Raw genomic sequence first — 1,741 nt, 5'->3', positions numbered from 1 at the left:
CCCTCGACCGGCTCCCCCTCACACCCAACGGCAAGATCGACAAACGGGCCCTGCCGGAACCCTCCGCCCCGGCGGCCGGGGACGGCGGCCGACCGCCCCGTACACCGCTGGAGGAGATCGTCTGCGCGGAGTTCGCCGAGGTCCTGGGCGTCGACGGGCCTCCGTCGGCGGAGGCCGACTTCTTCGAACTCGGCGGGCATTCGCTGCTCGCCGCCCGGCTCGCGAACCGGCTCGCCTCGGCGCTGGACGCCCGGCTGGGCCTGCGCGAGGTCTTCCGGCACTCCACCCCGGCCCGGCTGGCCGCGCATCTCGCCGACCTGACCGGGCGGCGCCCGGAGCTTCCGCCGCGGACGCCACCGCGACAGCGCCCGGAGCGCCTGCCGCTGTCCTTCGCACAGCAGCGGTTGTGGCTGGTGGACGGGCTGGAAGCAGGCGGCACCGCCTACAACGTGCCGATGGCGGTCCGCCTGGACGGGCCGCTGGACGTGAGCGCGCTGCGCGCCGCGTTCCACGACCTGGCGGACCGCCACGAACCTCTGCGGACCCGGATCGCCGTGGCCGGCGGCGAGCCCCACCAGGTAGTGGAACCGGCCGGCGAGGTGCCCTTCACGGTTCGCGAGGTCGCTGCGGAGGAGGTGGACGCGGAGGTGCGGGCGGCGGCCGGGCACGTCTTCGACCTCGCCGTCGAGACACCGCTGCGGGTGACCCTGGTGCGCTCCGGTCCCGAGGCTGCGGTGCTGCTGGTGCTGCTGCACCACATCGCCACGGACGGGCAGTCGTTGCGCCCGCTGTTCGCGGACCTGTCCGATGCCTACGCGGCCAGGCGGGACGGCCGCCGTCCCGCCTGGCCCCCGCTGCCGGTCTCGTACACCGACCACGCGCTGTGGGAGCGCGCCGCGGTCGCCGGGCCGGTCCTGGACGAACAGCTGGCGTACTGGCGGATGGCCCTCGCCGGGCTCCCCGAGGAGCTGGGGCTGGTGCACGACCGGCCGCGTCCGCCGGCGGCCGGGCAGCGCGGCGGGGCGGTGGAGGTGGACTACGGGCCGGAACTCGGCCGGTCGGTGGCGGAGTTGGCGCGGGCGGAGCGCTGCACCCCCTTCATGGTCGTGCAGGCGGCGCTCGCGGCCACCCTGTGCCGGCTCGGCGCCGGCACGGACATCCCGCTGGGATCGCCCGTGTCGGGACGCTCGGATGAGGGCCTGACCGGGCTGGTGGGGTTCTTCGTCAACACGCTGGTGCTGCGTACGGACACGTCGGGCGACCCGGAGTTCCGGGAGCTGCTGCACCGGGTGCGGGCCACGGATCTCGACGCCTTCGCCCACCAGGACGCGCCCTTCGACCTCGTCCTGGAGGCCGTCAATCCGGTGCGCTCGCTGGCCCGCCATCCGCTGTTCCAGGTGTGCCTGGCCGTGGAGCGGGGCCCGGCGCCCGCGCCGGAGTTCCCCGGTGTACGAGCGGGTGCGGCCGAGCCGGTGGTGACGGGGGCCGTCAAGTTCGACCTGGAGTTCCTGCTGCACACCGGTGCCACCGACGGCGGCCCCGCGGCGGCCGGACTGGCGGGCACGGTGCTCTACAGCGAGGACGTCTTCGAGCGGGCCACCGTGGAGCGGATGACCGCGATGCTCCGCCGCGTCCTGGAGCAGGCCGTGGCGGCTCCCCGCACGCGGCTGTCCGAGCTGGAGCCGATGGACGGGGAGGAGCGGCGGCGGGTGCTGGAGACCTGGTCGGGCACGCGGGCCGC

The 1,741-nt window shown here is 75.5% G+C and carries 1 protein-coding gene; it reads left to right on the top strand.

Annotated elements, in window-relative coordinates; translation table 11 throughout:
* Nucleotides 1-1,741, top strand: a 1,741-nt coding sequence (locus AB0K65_RS32280; RefSeq protein ID WP_365722858.1) for a condensation domain-containing protein, incomplete at both ends; no start/stop codon positions are given.

Source organism: Streptomyces sp. NPDC053755 (assembly GCF_040677675.1).
In the GTDB taxonomy this organism is placed as follows: Bacteria; Actinomycetota; Actinomycetes; order Streptomycetales; family Streptomycetaceae; genus Streptomyces.
Note: the sequence above shows the minus strand (reverse complement) of the source record. Positions and strands in the feature narration are given on the sequence as shown.